Origin of the sequence: Aeromonas sp. 603607, assembly GCF_049171595.1 — a bacterium.
In the GTDB taxonomy this organism is placed as follows: Bacteria; Pseudomonadota; Gammaproteobacteria; order Enterobacterales; family Aeromonadaceae; genus Aeromonas; species Aeromonas veronii.
The window spans coordinates 1-2,341 of sequence record NZ_JAAKOV010000034.1 but is presented as its reverse complement, the minus strand read 5'-3'; the positions used below and the strand labels follow the sequence as shown (position 1 = coordinate 2,341).

The following is a 2,341-nucleotide window of genomic DNA, read 5'->3' as shown; positions in this document are numbered from 1 at the left end:
CCTATCAACGTTGTGGTCTCCAACGGCCCTTTAGGACCCTCAAGGGGTCAGGGATGACTCATCTCAGGGCTCGCTTCCCGCTTAGATGCTTTCAGCGGTTATCGATTCCGAACTTAGCTACCGGGCAGTGCCACTGGCGTGACAACCCGAACACCAGAGGTTCGTTCACTCCGGTCCTCTCGTACTAGGAGCAACTCCCTTCAATCATCCAACGCCCACGGCAGATAGGGACCGAACTGTCTCACGACGTTCTGAACCCAGCTCGCGTACCACTTTAAATGGCGAACAGCCATACCCTTGGGACCGACTTCAGCCCCAGGATGTGATGAGCCGACATCGAGGTGCCAAACACCGCCGTCGATATGAACTCTTGGGCGGTATCAGCCTGTTATCCCCGGAGTACCTTTTATCCGTTGAGCGATGGCCCTTCCATTCAGAACCACCGGATCACTATGACCTACTTTCGTACCTGCTCGACCTGTCCGTCTCGCAGTTAAGCTGGCTTATGCCATTGCACTAACCTCCTGATGTCCGACCAGGATTAGCCAACCTTCGTGCTCCTCCGTTACTCTTTGGGAGGAGACCGCCCCAGTCAAACTACCCACCAGGCACTGTCCGCGAGCCCGATTCAGGGCCCTGCGTTAGAACATCAAACATACAAGGGTGGTATTTCAAGGACGGCTCCAGCGCAACTGGCGTCACGCCTTCAAAGCCTCCCACCTATCCTACACATGTAGGTTCAATGTTCAGTGCCAAGCTGTAGTAAAGGTTCACGGGGTCTTTCCGTCTAGCCGCGGGTACACCGCATCTTCACGGCGAATTCGATTTCACTGAGTCTCGGGTGGAGACAGCATGGCCATGGTTACACCATTCGTGCAGGTCGGAACTTACCCGACAAGGAATTTCGCTACCTTAGGACCGTTATAGTTACGGCCGCCGTTTACCGGGGCTTCGATCAAGAGCTTCGCTTGCGCTAACCCCATCAATTAACCTTCCGGCACCGGGCAGGTGTCACACCCTATACGTCCACTTTCGTGTTTGCAGAGTGCTGTGTTTTTGATAAACAGTCCCAGCCATCTGGTCACTGCGACTCCCAACTGCTCCATCCGCAAGGGACTTCACTGTCAAGAGCGAACCTTCTCCCGAAGTTACGGTTCTATTTTGCCTAGTTCCTTCACCCGAGTTCTCTCAAGCGCCTTGGTATTCTCTACCCGACCACCTGTGTCGGTTTGGGGTACGATGACTTGTAATCTGAAGCTTAGAGGCTTTTCCTGGAAGCAGGGCATCAATGGCTTCCGCACCGTAGTGCGTTCGTCTCGTGTCTCAGTGTTGTGTCTCCGGATTTGCCTAGAAACACCACCTACGCACTTTCACCAGGACAACCGTCGCCTGGCCCACCTAGCCTTCTCCGTCCCCCCATCGCAATTACAAGTCGTGCAGGAATATTAACCTGCTTCCCATCGACTACGCCTTTCGGCCTCGCCTTAGGGGTCGACTCACCCTGCCCCGATTAACGTTGGACAGGAACCCTTGGTCTTCCGGCGAGGAGGCTTTTCACCCCCTTTATCGTTACTTACGTCAGCATTCGCACTTCTGATATCTCCAGCATGCCTCTCGACACACCTTCGCAGACTTACAGAACGCTCCCCTACCACTCACGCTTAGCGTGAATCCGCGGCTTCGGTGCCTGGTTTGAGCCCCGTTACATCTTCCGCGCAGGCCGACTCGACTAGTGAGCTATTACGCTTTCTTTAAATGATGGCTGCTTCTAAGCCAACATCCTAGCTGTCTGAGCCTTCCCACATCGTTTCCCACTTAACCAGAACTTTGGGACCTTAGCCGGCGGTCTGGGTTGTTTCCCTCTTCACGACGGACGTTAGCACCCGCCGTGTGTCTCCCGGATATTACTTACTGGTATTCGGAGTTTGCATGGGGTTGGTAAGTCGGGATGACCCCCTAGCCCAAACAGTGCTCTACCCCCAGTAGTATTCGTCCGAGGCGCTACCTAAATAGCTTTCGGGGAGAACCAGCTATCTCCGAGTTTGATTGGCCTTTCACCCCCAGCCACAGGTCATCCCCTAACTTTGCAACGTTAGTGGGTTCGGTCCTCCAGTTGATGTTACTCAACCTTCAACCTGCCCATGGCTAGATCACCCGGTTTCGGGTCTACACCTTGCAACTAGACGCCCAGTTAAGACTCGGTTTCCCTACGGCTCCCCTATACGGTTAACCTCGCTACAAAATGTAAGTCGCTGACCCATTATACAAAAGGTACGCAGTCACCCCGAAGGGCTCCCACTGCTTGTACGTACACGGTTTCAGGTTCTATTTCACTCCCCTC

The 2,341-nt window shown here is 54.1% G+C and carries 1 rRNA gene; it reads right to left on the bottom strand.

The features are described 5' to 3' along the window. Positions 1 to 2,341: ribosomal RNA gene (locus G5315_RS20455) — 23S ribosomal RNA — on the bottom strand; the annotation flags it as partial.